Source organism: Micromonospora profundi, assembly GCF_011927785.1.
GTDB classification, from domain to species: domain Bacteria; phylum Actinomycetota; class Actinomycetes; order Mycobacteriales; family Micromonosporaceae; genus Micromonospora; species Micromonospora profundi.
Window position 1 is genome coordinate 348,987 of record NZ_JAATJK010000001.1, and the last position, 15,834, is coordinate 364,820.

The window sequence follows — 15,834 nt, forward strand, 5'->3', positions numbered from 1 at the left end:
GACCCGCCCGGATCCGCGCGGGTCAGCCGACTATCACGCCGGTCAGCCGACTATGGCGTCCGATGGTGGGGTGAACTGGCGGGTCGGTGTGCCCTTCAACCCGTCGCGCAGGGTTTCCGACACCGCCTTGATCGGGATCTGGGACTGCCCGTCACCGACGGCGTTGAATGGATTGTCCGGGTCGGAGATGAAGCTCGCCGCAGCCAGTTCCGGCGTGTAGCCGACGAACCAGGCCGACCGGGTGCTGTCGGTGGTGCCGGTCTTGCCGGCGACCGGGCGGCCGACCGTACCCCGGACGCTGTCGGCGGTGGACCAGCCGCCGCAGCTGCCGCGTGCCGGGGTGTCACCGGTGGGGCAGCGGGCGGCGTCGGTGGCGGCCCGGGCGGCGTCCGCGCTGACGACCTGCCGGCAGCGTGGCTTGGCCACCTCGCGATGGATACCGCCGGGGGTCGCGTACGTCGCCGGTGTCCCGTCCCGGTTCATGATCGCCTGTACGGGGATCGCCTCGCAGTAGCGGCCGTCGGCGGCGATGGCGGCGTACGCGTTCGCCATCTCCAGCGGGGTGGCGTCGGAGACGCCCAGGGTGAACGCGCCCCAGGACTTCGCCTTCTCGGGGGACGCGTGGTCCCTGTCGACGTCGGTGCGCCAGCGCAGCCCGAGTTGCTCCGCCAACCGGACCGCCCGGTCCGCGCCGACCTTCTCCTCCAGCCACACGAAGTACGTGTTGACGGACTTGCCGAAGCCGGACCACATGGTCTGCTGGCCGGTCATGGCGCCGCTGGCGTTGGAGGGCGACCAGCCGTCGTAGACCTCCGACCGGTAGCGGTAGGGCGCGTTGAATGAGGTGGACAGGGTCATTCCCGAGTCCAGCGCGGCAAGCATCGGGAACATCTTGAACGTCGACCCGGCCTGGTAGCCCGCCAGGTCACCGCCACCGAGCAGTGGTGCCACGGTGTTCGGGTAGTTGGCCTTCACCTTCGGCCCGGCCTCGGGGTTCGAGCTCTGTGGGTTCTCGTTCAGGTCCAGCGAGTACGTCCGGTTCACCGCCATTGCCTTGACCCGCCCGGTGCCCGGCTCGGAGACCACGATGCCGTTGGCGAACGGGCTGCCGGTGGCGGTCGTGGCACCGACGTTCTTCTCCGCCGCCTCCTGGACCTTCGGGTCGAGGCTGAGCACGATCCGGTAGCCGCCCCGGCGCAGGTTGTCCATCCGCTCCAGGCGGCTGGCGCCGAACGCGGGCTGGGAACTCCACCAGTTCTTCAGGTAGTCGCAGGCGAAGCCCCAACTGTTGTACTTCTCCGGGATCGCCGCGCAGTCGTGCGGCGGGGTGGTCAGCTTCAGTCGGATCGGCTCGGACTTGGCGGCGGCGGCCGAGTCGGGGGAGAGGTAGCCGAGTTGGCTCATCCTGTCCAGCACGTAGTTGCGCCGCCCGGTGGCCTCCTTCTGGTCGGAGTCGGCGGGGTCGTACTCGGATGGGGACTTGACCAGGCCGGCGAGGGTGGCCGCCTCGACGGGGGTGAGGTCCTTCGGGGTCTTGGAGAAGAAGATCTCGCTTGCCGCGTAGATGCCGTACGCCCGGTGACCGAAGTACGCCGAGTTCAGGTAGCGCTCCATGATCTGTTCTTTGCTCAGCTCCTTCTCCAGGTCCAGCGCCATCCGCATCTCCTTGACCTTGCGCAGGCTGGTCTGCTGGGTGGCTTCCTGGACCTCCTTGGGCGTTGTCGCGCTGTCCCGCAGGGCCATCCGGACGTACTGCATGGTGAGCGTGGAGGCACCCTGGGAGACTCCGCTGGAGCGGGCGTTGGACACGAAGGCGCGGGCCACGCCCTTCGGGTCGACGCCGTGGTGCTGGTAGAAGCGGGAGTCCTCGGCGGCGACGATCGCCTGCTGGATGTTCGGCGACATGTCCGACAGCTTCGTGTACTGCCGGTACTCCTCGTAGAACATGGTCAGTACGGTCTTGCCGTCCGGGGCGTAGAGGTAGGAGGTCTCGGCGGGCAGGGCGGTGGCCAGCAGCTTGGTCTTGTGCTCCACGGCGTGTGCGGTGGCCTTCGCGCCGAGCCCGGTCAGGGCGACGAGCGGGTACGCGGCGGCGGCGATCACGATGCCGGCGATGAGCCCGGCGCGCAGGAGAGGAACGAGTCGACCAGCGGCAGCAAGGGGTCGGTTGCTCACATGGCCAAGTTATGACATTTCAGAATCGAACATGAGAAAAACTCATAAACCAGCGGGGTGGTGATGTGCCTTACGCCGGGATCGATTGTCCCGCCGGCAGCCTTCCCGGCAGGATCGCGGGCATGCGTGATCAGCCGAGCGACGTACCGCCGGTCGCTGCGGCCGATCCGGCTGTGGCGCCCGAGCCGGATCTGGCACACCACGGGGACGCGGAGGTCGGCGTCGGCCTCATCGACCTCGCCGTCAACGTCCGCCAGGCGCCACCGCCTGCCTGGTTGGCCGAGCCGATCGCTGCCACCCTCACCGACCTGGCCCGCTACCCGGACCCGTCGGCGGCCCGGGGCGCCGTCGCCGCCCGGCACCGGCGTCCCCCGAACGAGGTACTGCTCACCGCCGGGGCCGCCGAGGGCTTCGTGCTCATCGCCCAGGCGCTGCGCGGCATCCGGCGACCGGTGGTCGTGCACCCCCAGTTCACCGAACCGGAGGCGGCGCTGCGGGCCGCCGGTCACACGGTCGAGCGGGTGCTGCTCGACCCGGCCGACGGCTTCCGGCTCGACGCCTCCCGGGTGCCCGCCGACGCCGACCTGGTGATGATCGGCAACCCGACCAATCCCACGTCGGTGCTGCACCCCGCCGAGACGGTGGCCGCGCTGGCCCGCCCGGGTCGGGTGCTCGTTGTCGACGAGGCGTTCGCCGACACCACAGGCGGGCACAGCGGCGAACCGGAGTCACTCGCCGAGCGGCGTGACCTGCCCGGCCTGCTCGTGGTGCGCAGCCTCACCAAGACCTGGGGGCTCGCCGGCCTGCGGATCGGCTATTTGCTCGGCGCCCCGGAGCTGCTGTCCCGGCTGGCCGCCGTCCAGCCGCTCTGGGCCGTCTCCACGCCCGCGCTGGCCGCCGCCGCGGCGTGCGCCACGCCCGTCGCCGTCCAGGCCGAGCGCGCGATCGCCGTCGACCTCGCCGCCGACCGCGACCACCTGGTGGCCCGCCTCGCCAGCATCCCCGGTGTACGCGTCGCAGGCCGCCCCGCCAGCGCGTTCGTGCTCGTGCACCTGCCCGGCGCGACGCGCGTCCGCGCGGCGCTGCGGGACCGGGGCTGGGCGGTCCGTCGCGGTGACACGTTCCCGGGTCTCGGCCCGGACTGGCTGCGCCTGGCGGTACGTGACCGAAACACCACCGACGCGTTCGTCGAGGTGCTGCGCGAGATCATGGAGGCATGATGTTGGAGACCACGATCGCGGCCATCGCGCCACTGGACGAGTCGGCAATGGCCGCCGCCCGGGAGATGCACGGCCGCCTGACCAAGCCGCCGGGCTCGCTGGGTGCGCTGGAAGACCTGTCGGTACGCCTCGCAGGGCTCGCCGGGGTCTGCCCACCGCCGTTGCCCGAGCCGGCCGCGGTGGCGATCTTCGCGGGGGACCACGGGGTGCACGCCCAGGGGGTGACCCCGTGGCCGCAGGAGGTCACCGGGCAGATGATCGGCAACTTCCTGGCCGGCGGTGCGGTCGTCAACGCGTTCGCCCGGCAGGCCGGCGCCTCGGTCACAGTTGTCGACGTAGGGGTCGCCAACCCGCTTGCCACCCCGGATGAGGTCCCCGACCCGGCCGCGAACGACCCAGCGACATCCGGCCTGCCCGTGCAGGACCCGGCCGTGCACGATCCGGCCACGCCCCGGCTTGTCGCCGCGTCGGTGCGCCGGGGCACCCGGGACTTCACGGTGACCGCCGCGCTCACCCGAGACGAGGCGCTGGCTGCGGTGTGCACCGGCATCCGGATCGCCGACGAGTTGATCGACGCCGGTGCCGGCATCCTGCTCACCGGCGACATGGGCATCGGCAACACCACCCCGGCGGCCGCGCTGATCGCCGCGTTCACAGGTGTCGACCCGGCCGACTCCACCGGTCGGGGCACCGGCGTCGACGACCCGACGTACGCCCGCAAGGTGGCTGTGGTGCGTGCCGCGCTTGCCCTGCACGAGCCCGACGCGGCTGACCCGCTGGGCGTGCTGGCCGCCGTCGGTGGCCTGGAGCACGCGGCACTGACCGGGCTGATCCTGGGTGCGGCGGCGCGCCGTACACCTGTGCTCCTGGACGGCGTGATCGCGGTTTCCGCCGCCCTCGCTGCCGCCGCGTTCGCGCCGAACGCGGTATTCGCCATGGTCGCCGGGCACCGCTCGGCCGAGCCGGGCGCCACGGTGGCACTGCGCAGCCTGGGCCTCGACCCGCTCATCGACCTGGGGCTGCGTCTCGGCGAGGGCACCGGGGCGCTGCTGGCGCTGCCGGTGGTCACCGGCGCGGTGCGGGTGCTGCACGAGGTGGCCACCTTCGACTCCGCAGGGGTGGCCGAGAAGTGACAACGCGCGTCCGGCTCGGAGGTGCGCTGTGAGCGCCAGCCCGTACCCCCTCGGTCTGCGGCTCGACGGGCGGCGGGTGGTAGTGGTGGGCGGCGGCGCGGTCGCCACCCGGCGCGTCCCGGCGCTGCTGGACGCCGGTGCGGACGTCCTGCTCGTGGCACCGGAGCTGACCCCGGCGCTGCGCGCGCACGTCGACGCGGGGCGGCTGCGCTGGGTGCCGCGCCGGTTCGCGCCCGACGACCTGGACGGGGCGTGGCTGGTCCAGGTAGCGATCGACGACCCCCTCGCCGCGGCGTCGGTGAGCGCCGCCGCCGCCGAGCGGCGGATCTTCTGCGTCCGGGCCGACGACCGCACGGCGGCCACCGCCTGGACCCCGGCGGTGACCCGGCACGGCCCGGTCACCGTGGCGGTGCTCGGCGGCGGCGACCCGCGACGGGCAATGAGTGTCCGAGACGCGATCCGCAACCTCCTCGGTGCAAGGAAGGGCCCCCTGTTAACGCCTGCGGTAGAGGAAGGGGCCCTTCCTAACGCGGGCGGCGGACGGGTGGCACTGGTCGGGGCCGGCCCCGGTGACCCAGAGCTGATCACCGTAAAGGGCTGGCGGCTGCTCACCGAGGCCGACGTGGTCGTCGCCGACCGGCTGGTGCCCGGGCTGCTCCTGGACGAGCTACGCCCCGATGTCGAGCTGGTGGACGCCTCGAAGATCCCCTACGGCCCGTCCCGGGCACAGGAGGAGATCAACCAGATCCTGGTCGACCGTGCCCTGGCTGGCGCCTTCGTGGTGCGGCTCAAGGGCGGCGACCCGTACGTCTTCGGCCGGGGCGGCGAAGAGCTGCTTGCCTGCGCGGCGGCCGGCGTGCCGGTGACCGTCGTGCCGGGAGTGACCAGCTCGATCGCCGCCCCTGCGGCGGCCGGGATTCCGGTCACCCACCGGGGGGTGGCGCACGAGTTCACTGTGGTCTCCGGCCACCTGGCACCCGACTCGCCGGCGTCGCTTGTGCGGTGGGACGCCCTGGCGGGCCTGCGCGGCACCTTGGTGATCCTGATGGGGCTGAAGAACCTCGCTGCCATCACTGCAACCCTCATCGCCCACGGCCGACCGCCGCAGACGCCGGCAGCCGTCGTCCAGGAGGCCACCACGGGCGCTCAGCGGGTGCTGCGCTCGACGCTCGACGCGGTGGCCGCCGACGCGGTGGCGGCCGACCTCCGCCCGCCAGCCGTCGTGGTGGTCGGCGACGTGGTGGGCGCCCTGGACGGGTGACGCAGGGACCTCTTCGCGTTCCACTGCGAATTGTTAACGGCGCACCTGATAGCGCAGGTGAAGCACCCGGTTGCCCTGGATCACCACGTCGGGATCCTCCAACAGGCGCTGCGCGTCGACCGACCCGAAGTAGCGCTTCCCGGCCCCGAACACGACGGGTACGACGTCCATGCGCACCTCGTCGGCCAGGCCTGCGGCGAGCACCTGGCCACCGACGTCGCCAGCGGCGACCTCGACAATGCGGTCACCCGCAAGCTCCTGTGCCTTGGCCACTGCTGCCTCGACACCGTCGACGAAGTGGAACGGCGCCTCGGGGTCCCAGCCCTCGGGCGCGGGCCGGTGCGTCACGACGACCACATGGTCGATCCCGCCCGGCGGCTTCCCGTCCCAGCCGTCGGTCATGTCGAAGACGTGGCGGCCGACGACTGTCACCCCGATCTGGTCCCAGTACGGCCGTGTGTAGTCGTAGGACGTCTGCGACACCTTCAGCTCGCCGCTGGAGTCCAACGGGACGTCACCGCTGGTCAACCAGTCGAACAGCGGCCCGGGCTGGTCATTCTCGTCCGCGACGAAGCCGTCCACCGACACCGAGCTGTACAGGACCACACTGCCCACGCCGCTCTCCTCTGCCTTCGGTTTCCCCCAAATTAGCGGGCCGTGGGCTCCAGCCTCTTGTAAGAAATCAATCGAGCGGCAACGGCCAACCATCCAGCACGTGGCCGGGATGTTCGCGCAGGAACCGCCGCCGGACTTCGAGGTACCGGGTCGGCGTGAGCCCGGTGAACGCCCGGAACTCGTGGCCGAAGTGGGCCTGGTCGAAATAGCCAGCGCCACCGGCGAGGCCGCCCCAGTCGACAGGCTCGGCGGGGTCGATCGTGAACACGGCGGCGGCGAAGCGGTAGGTGCGGGCCAGCCGCTTCGGCGTGACGCCGATGAGCTCCTTGAACCGCTGTGCCAGATGACTGCTGCTGATGCCGGCTGCCGCGCTCAGGTCGCCGATCACCACCCCACCGCTGGCCGCCGCGATGACGCTGCTGGTGCGGCGGACCAGCCCCAGGCCGGTGGTCTCGCACAGCCGTCGCATCAGCTCCTCCTCAAGCAGCGTCAGCATCTCGTGCGGTCCGGCCGCCGTGGCCAGCCGGTCCCGCAGCTCTGCAACGGCGGGCCGGCCCCAGACCTGCTCAACCGTCACCGGCCGGTCACACAGCTCGGCAGCCGGCATCGGCAGGAACGGCGCCAACCCCCACGGCTTGATGTGTACGCCGACGGACCGGGTCCGGGGTGGGTAGCCGAACTCCAGCGCGCGGGTGGGCGTGGTGACCACGCAGCCGTCGGCGTACTCGGCGGTCTCGATGTCGGTGCCGGCGCGGATGCGGAACGGCGCCCCGAGGTTGACGATGAGCAACGCCGCAGGCATCGCCGGCAGCGTCAGCCGGGCGTACGGCGACGCGCCCTCCAGGTAGTACAGGTCGTCGATCAGCCCGTCCAGCGGCGGTCGCGGCACTCGGGACACGTACTCCACGGCCACAGCATCGCAGACGAACGGGCCGGAGCAACGCTGCTCCGGCCCGTCGACGAACTGACTATTCGGCTACTGCTTGAGCATGTTGTCCAGCAGCAGGGCGCAGCGGATCAGCCCCAGGTGGCTGTACGCCTGCGGGTGGTTGCCCAGGCCCCGCTCGGCGAGCGGGTCGTACTGCTCGGGGAGCAGCCCTGTCGGGCCGGCCGTGAGCACCATCTGCGCGAACAGTTCCTCGGCGTCGGTGCGGCGACCGGTGCGCAGGTACGCCTCGATCAGCCACGCCGTGCAGATGTGGAAGCCACCCTCACGGCCGGGCAGGCCGTCGTCCCAGTGGTAGCGGTAGACGACCGGACCGCTGCGCAGGTCCGCCTCGATCCGCAGGACTGTGGACAGGAAACGCGGGTCGTCACCCGGGAGCAGGCCGGAGAGCCCGATCCAGAGCGACGAGGCGTCCATGTCCTCGTCGCCGTAGGCGACGCTGTACGCCTCCACGTCGGAGTGCCAGCCGTGCTCCAGCACGTTGGCGCCGATCCGGTCGCGCAGGTCCGTCCACTCCGGCCGGTCCTCGCCGCCGTGCTGGCGCATCACGTGCAGCGCCCGGTCGACTGTCATCCAGCACATCACCTTGGAGAAGACGTGGTGCCGGGGTGGGAGCCGAGCCTCCCAGATGCCGTGGTCGGGCTCGTGCCAGCGGCGGCGGACCGCCTCGACCATGTTCTCCAGGACCCGCCACTCGTCGTCACGCACCGAACCGCGGGCGTCGGCGACGGCCGCGATGAGGTCGGCGATCGGGCCGAAGACGTCCAGTTGCAGCTGGTGGTTGGCGAGGTTGCCGACCCGGACCGGCCTGGAGCCGGCGTACCCGGGCAGCGTGTCGATGACCGCCTCGGCACCCAGCTCGTAGCCGTCGATCGTGTAGAGCGGGTGCAGCCGCTCCGGGTGACCGCCGGTGCGTTCGATGCAGCCGTCGACCCAGCGCAGCAGCGCTTCGGCCTCCTCGATGGAGCCGAGGTCGACAAGCGCGCGGGCGGTGAGCGCCGCGTCCCGCAGCCAGCAGTAGCGGTAGTCCCAGTTGCGGACGCCGCCCAGCTCCTCGGGGAGCGAGGTGGTGGCCGCGGCCAGGATCGAGCCGGTCGCCTCGTGGCAGAGCCCTCGCAGCGTGAGGGCGCTGCGGGCGACCAGGTCGCGGGCGGTGGACGGCAGCCGCAGCGAGGCCACCCAGTCCTTCCACGGCTGCTCGGCGGCGGCCTGCCGCTCGTGGACCGGCACCCGGTGGTGGTCCAGGCTGTTCGTGCCGAAGCGAAGCTCCAGCACGATCTGCCCGCCAGCGGCGGAGAGGTCGACGACCGCCTTGGCGGTCTCGTAGCCGCCGTCGTTCGTGACGTCCCACTCCACCCCGGGGGAGTAGAGGGCGATCGGCTCGTTCGAGCCGAGCACCAGGAGGCCGTCGCCGAGCGGTTGCAACTGCACGGCGACCTGACCGAATTCGGGTCGCGGCGCGAAGTCCAGCCGGACCCGGCCGCTGCCGGTCAACACCCGGACGAGTGTCGAGTCACCGGTGATCACCGCGGCGCCGTCCGGGATGGTCTCCCTGGTCGGCTTGTCCAGCCAGTCGGTGACGGTGAGCCCGGACCACCGGGTCTCCACTGTCATCGTGCCGGAGCGGTAGCGCTGGCCCAGCGGAATACCGCCGCGTTCCGGGGCGACGCTGAAGTGGCCGGCGGGGCTGCCGCCGACCAGGTCGGCGAAGATCGCCGCCGAGTCCGGCTTGGGGTGGCAGAGCCAGCTGACCTTGGCCTCGGGGGTGAGCAGCGCGACGGTACGGCCGTTGGCCAGCATGGAGTGCCGTTCGATGGGCACCGCCCGCTCGCCGAACAGCCAGTGCCTGCGGGTCTCCAGCAGCAGCCCGAGCGCGCGGGCCGCCTCGATCGGCTCGGCCACCCGGTAGTCGGCCTGCGTCTCGCCGGGACCGATCTTGATGCCGAGGTCCGGCCCGTGCAGGTTGCTGAACGCGTTCTCGTCGGTGACGTCGTCGCCGATGAAGAGCACCGCGCTTGCCGCGAGCTGGGTCCGGAGCTGGTCGATCGCGGTGCCCTTGTGGGTGGCCACCACGGACAGCTCGATGACCTCCTTGCCTTGCGTGACCGTGACGCCGTCGAAGGTCGCCGGGCCGTTCAGGGCCGCTTCGATTGCCGAGGCGGCGACCTGCGGGTCGACTCCCCGGGTGTGCATGGCGACGCTTGCCGGCTTGCGTTCCAGCCGGATGCCGGGGTGCTCGGCGGCGATCTCCCGCAGCGCGTTGCGCACCTGTTGGCGGACCGCCACCAGCTCGGGGGAGAGCCGCTCGACGAAGCCGATGTCGAACTCGGAGCCGTGGCTGCCGACGAGGTGCACCTCGCTGGGCAGCCGGGAGAGCGCGGCCAGATCGCGCAGCGCCCGGCCCGAGACCACCGCCACTGTGGTCTGCGGCAGCGCGGCGAGCGCGCGGATCGCGGCCACGGCCTCGGGCAGCGGTACGGCGGTGCTCGGATCCTCGACGATCGGCGCGATCGTGCCGTCGTAGTCGCAGGCGATGAGGAGTTGGGGAACCCGGGCGATCCGGCCGATGGCGGATCGCAGTTCCGGGTCCATCACTGCGGCGGCGATCGCCGCTCCGTCGGTGACGGACGTGTTCACGCGGCCTCCGCCTCGGACACTCCGAGTTCGGAGAGGAAAGACTTGGCCCAGTGCCCCACGTCGTGGGTGCGCAGGTGGCGTTGCATTGTCCGCATCCGGCGGCGTGCCTCGGTTTTCTCCACGTGCACTGCCCGGAGCAGGGCGTCCTTGACCGCGTCCGGGTCGTGCGGGTTACACAAAAAGGCCTGACGCAGCTCTGTTGCGGCGCCGGCGAATTCACTGAGCACGAGCGCGCCACCCTGGTCGGCGCGCGATGCGACGTACTCCTTGGCCACCAGATTCATTCCGTCTCGCAGCGGGGTCACCATCATCACGTCGGCAGCGACGTACATCGCGGCCAGTTCACTGCGACTGTACGACTGATGCAGATAATGCACCGCCGGCACGCCGACCCGGCCGAATTCGCCATTAATCCGACCAACCTCGCGCTCAACCTTGACTCGAAGTGCCTGGTAGTGCTCGACGCGCTCGCGGCTCGGCGTGGCCACCTGCACCATAACCGCATCCGGAACTGTCAACTTTCCGTCAGCAAGCAGTTCGCGGAAGGCCTTCAGGCGCAACTCGATGCCCTTGGTGTAGTCGAGCCGGTCCACACCCAGGATGATCGTCTTCGGGTCGCCCAGTTCGGCGCGGATCTGCTTGGCCCGGGCCTGGATCGCCGGGTCCTCGGCAAGCCGCTCCATCTCCTTGGTGTCGATCGAGATGGGGAACGCGCCCGCCTTCACCTGCCGGCCGTCGACCTGGATCATCTGGCCCTCGTAGCGCAGGCCGAGCAGGTGCCGGGCCAGCCGGACGAAGTTCTGCGCGGCCAGCCGCTGCTGGAAGCCGACCAGGTCGGAGCCGAGCAGGCCGCGCAGGATCTCCGTACGGAACGGCATCTGCATGAACAGCTCGATCGGCGGGAACGGGATGTGCAGGAAGAAGCCGATCCGCAGGTCCGGTCGCAGCTCACGCAGCATCGCCGGGACCAGCTGGAGCTGGTAGTCCTGCACCCAGACCGTCGCACCCTCGGCCGCCACGTCCGCCGCGGCCTCCGCGAACCGGGCGTTTACCAGGCGGTACGCCTCCCGCCAGCGACGCTTGTAAGCGGGTGTCTCGACAGCGTCGTGGTAGAGCGGCCAGATCGTCGCGTTGGACTGGCCCTCGTAGTAGCGCTCCAACTCCTCGGCGCTCAGCGGCACCGGGTGCAGTCGGATGCCCTCCAGGTCGAACGGCTCGGGGGCGGCGCCGGTGCCACCGGCCCACCCGACCCAGGTGCCCTGGTGTTCGGCGAGCACGGGATGCAGCGCGGTGACCAGCCCGCCGGGGCTGCGTCGCCACTGCCGTCCCTCGGGTGTGCTCACCTCGTCGACCGGCAGACGGTTCGCCACTACGACAAAGGAGCTACGGACGGTCACGATCGGCCACCTCCGGGTACTGACGGGTCCACCGCGATGAGAGTACTGAGCGTAGCTGCGGTGTCTGGGCCCCCGTGCCGGAGTCTCCTACCCGCTCACGCTTCGCCGAATCCTCAAGGTGATCTTGTCGACAACAGGCAGGTCCAGAGGCCTGACGAGCGGCTCGCGGCAGTCGGCAGCAGGTCCGGTCGGCGGCGCGCCGCGTACCCCGGAGGCGGGGTGATGTGGGCGAAGCGCGCCGTACCTGTCAGGATTGAGGGTGGCGTGCGCGTGGCCGGCTCCCGGCCGGCGGCGGCGGGTGGAGATTCGAGCCCGCGCCGCGCCGCCCATCAGGCGACAGCAAACCGACGGAGGTAGCCCGCACCGTGGCCCAGTACATCTACGTCCTGGAAAAGGCGCGCAAGGCGCACGGCGACAAGGTCGTGCTCGACAACGTGACGCTGAGCTTCCTGCCGGGGGCCAAGATCGGTGTGGTCGGCCCGAACGGCGCCGGTAAGTCCAGCCTCCTCAAGATCATGGCAGGGCTGGACAAGCCGAGCAACGGCGAGGCCCGGCTCATGCCCGGTTACACCGTCGGCATGCTCGCCCAGGAGCCCCCGCTCAACGACGCCAAGACCGTGCTCGGCAACGTCGAGGAGGCGGTCGCCGAGACCAAGGCCAAGCTGGAGCGGTTCAACAAGATCGCCGAGCAGATGGCGACCGACTACTCCGACGAGTTGATGGAGGAGATGGGCAAGCTCCAGGAGGAGCTGGACCACCTCGACGCGTGGGACATCGACTCCAAGCTCGAACTCGCCATGGACGCGCTGCGCTGCCCGCCGCCGGACGCCGACGTGACCCAGCTCTCCGGTGGTGAGCGCCGCCGCGTCGCGCTGTGCAAGCTGCTCCTGGAGGCCCCCGACCTGCTGCTGCTCGACGAGCCCACCAACCACCTGGACGCGGAGAGCGTCTCCTGGTTGGAGCAGCACCTCGCCAAGTACGCCGGCACGGTCATGGCGATCACCCACGACCGGTACTTCCTGGACAAGGTGGCCGGCTGGATCCTGGAGCTGGACCGGGGCCGGGCCATCGGCTACGAGGGCAACTACTCCACCTACCTGGAGAAGAAGGCCGCACGCCTGGCCGTCGAGGGCCGCCGCGACGCCAAGATGAAGAAGCGCCTCACCGAGGAACTGGAGTGGGTCCGCTCCAACGCCAAGGCCCGGCAGACCAAGTCCAAGGCCCGCCTGGACCGGTACGACGAGATGGCCACCGAGGCGGAGAAGACCCGCAAGCTGGACTTCGAGGAGATCCAGATCCCGCCGGGCCCGCGCCTGGGCAGCACGGTGATCGAGGCGTCCCACCTCAGCAAGGGCTTCGGCGACCGGCTGCTCATCGACGACCTGTCGTTCTCGCTGCCCCGCAACGGCATCGTCGGCATCATCGGCCCGAACGGCGTCGGCAAGACCACCCTCTTCAAGACCATCGTCGGGTTGGAGGAGCCGACAAGCGGCGAGGTCCGCGTCGGCCCCACGGTCTCGCTGTCGTACGTCGACCAGAACCGGCAGGGCCTCGACGGCGACAAGACCGTCTGGGAGGTCGTCTCCGACGGGCTTGACTACCTCATGGTGGGCAAGGTCGAGATGCCGTCGCGGGCGTACATCGCCGCGTTCGGCTTCAAGGGGCCGGACCAGCAGAAGCCCACGAAGGTGCTCTCCGGCGGCGAGCGCAACCGGCTCAACCTGGCGCTGACCCTCAAGATCGGCGGCAACGTCATCCTGCTCGACGAGCCGACGAACGACCTGGACGTGGAGACGCTGTCCAGCCTGGAGAACGCCCTGCTGGAGTTCCCCGGCTGCGCCGTGGTCATCTCCCACGACCGGATGTTCCTCGACCGGGTCGCCACGCACATCCTGGCCTGGGAGGGCGACGACCAGAACCCGGCGAAGTGGTTCTGGTTCGAGGGCAACTTCGAGGCGTACGAGAAAAACAAGATTGACCGCCTCGGCGCGGAGGCCGCCCGTCCGCACCGGGTGACCTACCGCAAGCTGACCCGCGACTGACCGGCCGAGAAGGTGTCTGACCGGTTCGTCTACCACTGCACACTGCGCTGGTCCGACCTGGACGCGTACGGCCACGTCAACAACTCGCGCTTCCTCACCCTGTACGAGGAGGCGCGGGTGGCGTTGATGTTCGCCGGCGGCCGGGCCTGGGGAGTGGGCTCGTTCGCCGACGGCGTCGTGATCCGTCGGCACGAGGTCGACTACCTGCGCCCCGTCGACTACGCGCTGGGTCGGGCCACCGCGGAGGCCGCACCCACGGTCCGGATCGAGCTGTGGGTGGAGGAGATCAGGCCCTCGCGGTTCACCGTCGCCTACGAGCTGTACGACGGCGACGTGCTGGCCAGCCGTGCCCGCTCGGTGCTGGTGCCGTTCGACCTGACCCGCCAGGTGCCCCGGCGGATCACCGCCGAGGAGCGGGCGTTCCTGCTCACGTACGCCCCGCAGGGCGGCGACGGGTGACCCGGCCGGACACGGCGGGGCCGGACCGGTCGGCGGCGTCGCAGCCCGGTCACGGCCTGACCGGGGTGGCCGACGCGGGCGCGTTCCTGGCCCGCCTGGTCCGCTTGGATCCGGGTGCGCTGGTTCGGCTGCGGCCGGGTGGCGCGCCCGGCCGGGTCGCCCTCTGGGCCCGGCTGCCGTGGCAGGCGCTCGTGGTCCGGACGGTGGCCGGCGGTCCGACCGACGGCACCGCCGTGGACGTCACTGTGAGCGCCGCCCAACTGCTGGCGGAGTTGGAACGTGGCGGCGCGACGTTGCCGGTCTCCAGGGACGCGCAGTGGCAGTGGCCGTTGCCGCCGGCACGCAGCCGGCCGGTGGAGGTGTTGCCCACCGCGGAGCTGCGGCGGATCGCGGACGCGGCGGCGGGCACTCTGCGCACCGCGAGCGAGCAGGGTGTCGCAGGTCGTGCAGTGGGTCAGCGGGCCCTGCGTGACGCGCTTCTCGACCACGTGGCAGTGCTCGTCACTCCGGACGACCCGCCGGGCCCGCCGGTGGAGGTGTCGCAGCGGTTGGTGCAGGGGTTGGTCCGGATGGGCTTCCTCGGCCCGGCCGACGGCACCGCGCGGCCGCAGGTGCAGGTGCGGGTCGCCGGCCGTTGGGTCGGCCTGGTGGGACCATATGGAGCCGCCTGGTTGCAGAAGGCCACGGATCTTGGCCTGACCCCCCTGAACACTCGTACGAACGGATGACCCTGGCTCATTCTTCTGGGTCGGTGCGGTCGTTGGGGGGGTGCTTCAACTCGGCTGTCCGGGTACCGTCCATCCTCGGATCCAACGCACCGTAGGCGACTGGATCCGCTGGGGAGTGAGGTGCGCGAGCGATGCCGTGGTGGTCATGGCGCCCCGGTCCCGCCGACGGCGGGGATCCGGAAACCGGAAGCGGGATCACAGTCGACAGCGCGGTCCGGGTCGGGCCGCCCAGCCCTCGCCAGCCGGGGGACGACTGCCCGGGCAACGACAGGCCCGCGCTGGCCGACATGTCGGCCACCGTCGAGCCGGTGAGCCTGGGTCGGGTCTGTGACGCGCTCGATCTACTCGACGTGCGTTACCTGGCAGACGGCGACGGCAACCTCCTGGCCATGTGGGAGCGGCACGCCGTGCTGGTGACCCTCGAAGGCCCGGAGGACGAGATCCTGGTCATGCGGGCCCGCCCGCACGCCACGGTCCCGCCGGACTGGGCTGACCGGGCCTACCGGGTGGTCAACGAGTGGAACCACACCCGTCGGTTCTGCAAGGCGTACATCGGTGACCCGACCGAGCGCGGGCAACTGCCGATCTACGCCGAGCTTCAGGTGCCGCTCGGCGCTGGTACCCACGACGCGCTGCTTGTCGAGATGCTCGACTGCGGCGCGGCGGTGGCCACCAGCTTCGTGGACTGGCTGCACGACGAGGGCGCGCTGCTCTGAAGCATCGCGCCTGCCGGGAGCCCGGTGCGGGCCGTCAGGCGGGCTCGGCCGGGTCCTCCATGGCGTTGACCATGAAGTACGCGGCCCGCTCCAGGTAGTCCCAGAGGGCGCTGGCGACCTGCGGCTCCAGATCGAGCTTGTTCACCGCGTTGCGCATGTGCCGCAGCCAGGCGTCCCGTTCGGCCGCGCCGATCCGGAACGGGGCGTGCCGCATCCGCAGCCGTGGGTGCCCGCGCTGGGCCGAGTAGGTGTTCGGTCCACCCCAGTACTGCATCAGGAACAGGGTCATCCGGTCGGCAGCCGGGCCCAGGTCCTCCGGATACATCGGCCGCAGCAGAGGATCGCCTGCCACGCCGACGTAGAACTCGTCCACCAGCCGGCGGAAGGTGGGCTCGCCGCCGACCGCCTCGAAGAGGGTCATCGACGCACCGGGACGGTCGGATTCACCTGCGGGGTTCACCGTTCCATCCTGCCAGGTGCGGCCCGGCCCGGCCGGACCCGTACG

Annotated in this window: 13 protein-coding genes; 7 read left to right on the forward strand and 6 right to left on the reverse strand. The window is 71.0% G+C overall.

All coding sequences use genetic code 11. From position 1 onward, the window contains the following. Nucleotides 1-42 precede the first annotated feature (42 nt). Nucleotides 43-2,175 carry a transglycosylase domain-containing protein gene (locus tag F4558_RS01590; RefSeq protein WP_053653021.1) on the reverse strand — a complete coding sequence of 711 codons (2,133 nt, stop codon included), beginning with the start codon at nucleotides 2,173-2,175 and terminating at the stop codon, nucleotides 43-45. A gap of 122 nt (nucleotides 2,176-2,297) precedes the next feature. On the opposite strand from F4558_RS01590, the gene cobC reads away from it, so the two are divergent. The 3 genes from cobC to cobA are packed head-to-tail and all read left to right on the forward strand — an operon-like array spanning nucleotide 2,298 to nucleotide 5,789. After that, on the forward strand, nucleotides 2,298-3,395 hold the full coding sequence (gene cobC, locus F4558_RS01595; protein WP_053653020.1) for an Rv2231c family histidinol phosphate aminotransferase CobC: 1,098 nt from the start codon (nucleotides 2,298-2,300) through the stop codon (nucleotides 3,393-3,395). After that, nucleotides 3,395-4,528, forward strand: coding sequence for a nicotinate-nucleotide--dimethylbenzimidazole phosphoribosyltransferase (locus F4558_RS01600; RefSeq protein ID WP_167947172.1), 1,134 nt, complete (start codon nucleotides 3,395-3,397; stop codon nucleotides 4,526-4,528). Before cobC ends, F4558_RS01600 begins: the two co-directional genes overlap by 1 nt. Nucleotides 4,529-4,556: 28 nt before the next feature. Continuing rightward, entirely contained in the window at nucleotides 4,557-5,789 is a 1,233-nt protein-coding gene (gene cobA, locus F4558_RS01605) for a uroporphyrinogen-III C-methyltransferase (protein WP_167942977.1), read from the forward strand. Between the two features lie 33 nt (nucleotides 5,790-5,822). On the opposite strand, the gene F4558_RS01610 is transcribed toward cobA, so the two are convergent. The 4 genes from F4558_RS01610 to F4558_RS01625 all read right to left on the reverse strand — a co-directional run bounded on the left by F4558_RS01610 (nucleotide 5,823) and on the right by F4558_RS01625 (nucleotide 11,384). Next, the gene (locus F4558_RS01610; RefSeq protein ID WP_167942978.1) at nucleotides 5,823-6,404 is read right to left on the reverse strand and encodes a dihydrofolate reductase family protein; all 582 of its coding nucleotides are present in this window, start codon (nucleotides 6,402-6,404) and stop codon (nucleotides 5,823-5,825) included. 67 nt (nucleotides 6,405-6,471) lie between these two features. Next, nucleotides 6,472-7,311, reverse strand: coding sequence for a helix-turn-helix domain-containing protein (locus F4558_RS01615; RefSeq protein ID WP_312877261.1), 840 nt, complete (start codon nucleotides 7,309-7,311; stop codon nucleotides 6,472-6,474). 69 nt (nucleotides 7,312-7,380) lie between these two features. Beyond that, entirely contained in the window at nucleotides 7,381-9,942 is a 2,562-nt protein-coding gene (gene otsB, locus F4558_RS01620; RefSeq protein WP_157552309.1) for a trehalose-phosphatase, read from the reverse strand. 41 nt (nucleotides 9,943-9,983) lie between these two features. Continuing rightward, a complete protein-coding gene (locus F4558_RS01625) occupies nucleotides 9,984-11,384 on the reverse strand; it encodes an alpha,alpha-trehalose-phosphate synthase (UDP-forming) (RefSeq protein ID WP_053653015.1) in 1,401 nt (466 codons plus the stop codon). Between the two features lie 365 nt (nucleotides 11,385-11,749). On the opposite strand from F4558_RS01625, the gene ettA reads away from it, so the two are divergent. The 4 genes from ettA to F4558_RS01645 all read left to right on the forward strand — a co-directional run bounded on the left by ettA (nucleotide 11,750) and on the right by F4558_RS01645 (nucleotide 15,329). Continuing rightward, nucleotides 11,750-13,426, forward strand: coding sequence for an energy-dependent translational throttle protein EttA (gene ettA, locus F4558_RS01630; RefSeq protein ID WP_053653014.1), 1,677 nt, complete (start codon nucleotides 11,750-11,752; stop codon nucleotides 13,424-13,426). Nucleotides 13,427-13,438: 12 nt separating this feature from the next. Beyond that, nucleotides 13,439-13,885 carry an acyl-CoA thioesterase gene (locus F4558_RS01635; protein WP_053653013.1) on the forward strand — a complete coding sequence of 149 codons (447 nt, stop codon included), beginning with the start codon at nucleotides 13,439-13,441 and terminating at the stop codon, nucleotides 13,883-13,885. After that, on the forward strand, nucleotides 13,882-14,613 hold the full coding sequence (locus F4558_RS01640; RefSeq protein WP_167942979.1) for a DUF8185 domain-containing protein: 732 nt from the start codon (nucleotides 13,882-13,884) through the stop codon (nucleotides 14,611-14,613). The genes F4558_RS01635 and F4558_RS01640 overlap by 4 nt, the downstream gene beginning before the upstream one ends. Before the next feature lie 131 nt (nucleotides 14,614-14,744). Beyond that, nucleotides 14,745-15,329: a type III secretion system chaperone family protein gene (locus tag F4558_RS01645; protein WP_053653011.1), complete on the forward strand. Its 585-nt coding sequence runs from the start codon at nucleotides 14,745-14,747 to the stop codon at nucleotides 15,327-15,329. A gap of 34 nt (nucleotides 15,330-15,363) precedes the next feature. Here the strand turns inward: F4558_RS01645 and F4558_RS01650 are convergent, their stop codons facing one another. Then, complete coding sequence (locus F4558_RS01650; RefSeq protein WP_167942980.1) at nucleotides 15,364-15,789, reverse strand: globin; 426 nt, start codon at nucleotides 15,787-15,789, stop codon at nucleotides 15,364-15,366. Between the last annotated feature and the right edge of the window lie 45 nt (nucleotides 15,790-15,834).

Bases quoted from the DNA above. Each gene is read 5' to 3' on its own strand.
- otsB (WP_157552309.1), bottom strand. From the start codon at position 9,942: ATGGACCCGGAACTGCGATCCGCCATCGGCCGGATCGCCCGGGTTCCC.
- F4558_RS01645 (WP_053653011.1), top strand. From the start codon at position 14,745: ATGCCGTGGTGGTCATGGCGCCCCGGTCCCGCCGACGGCGGGGATCCG.
- F4558_RS01600 (WP_167947172.1), top strand. From the start codon at position 3,395: ATGTTGGAGACCACGATCGCGGCCATCGCGCCACTGGACGAGTCGGCA.
- cobC (WP_053653020.1), top strand. From the start codon at position 2,298: ATGCGTGATCAGCCGAGCGACGTACCGCCGGTCGCTGCGGCCGATCCG.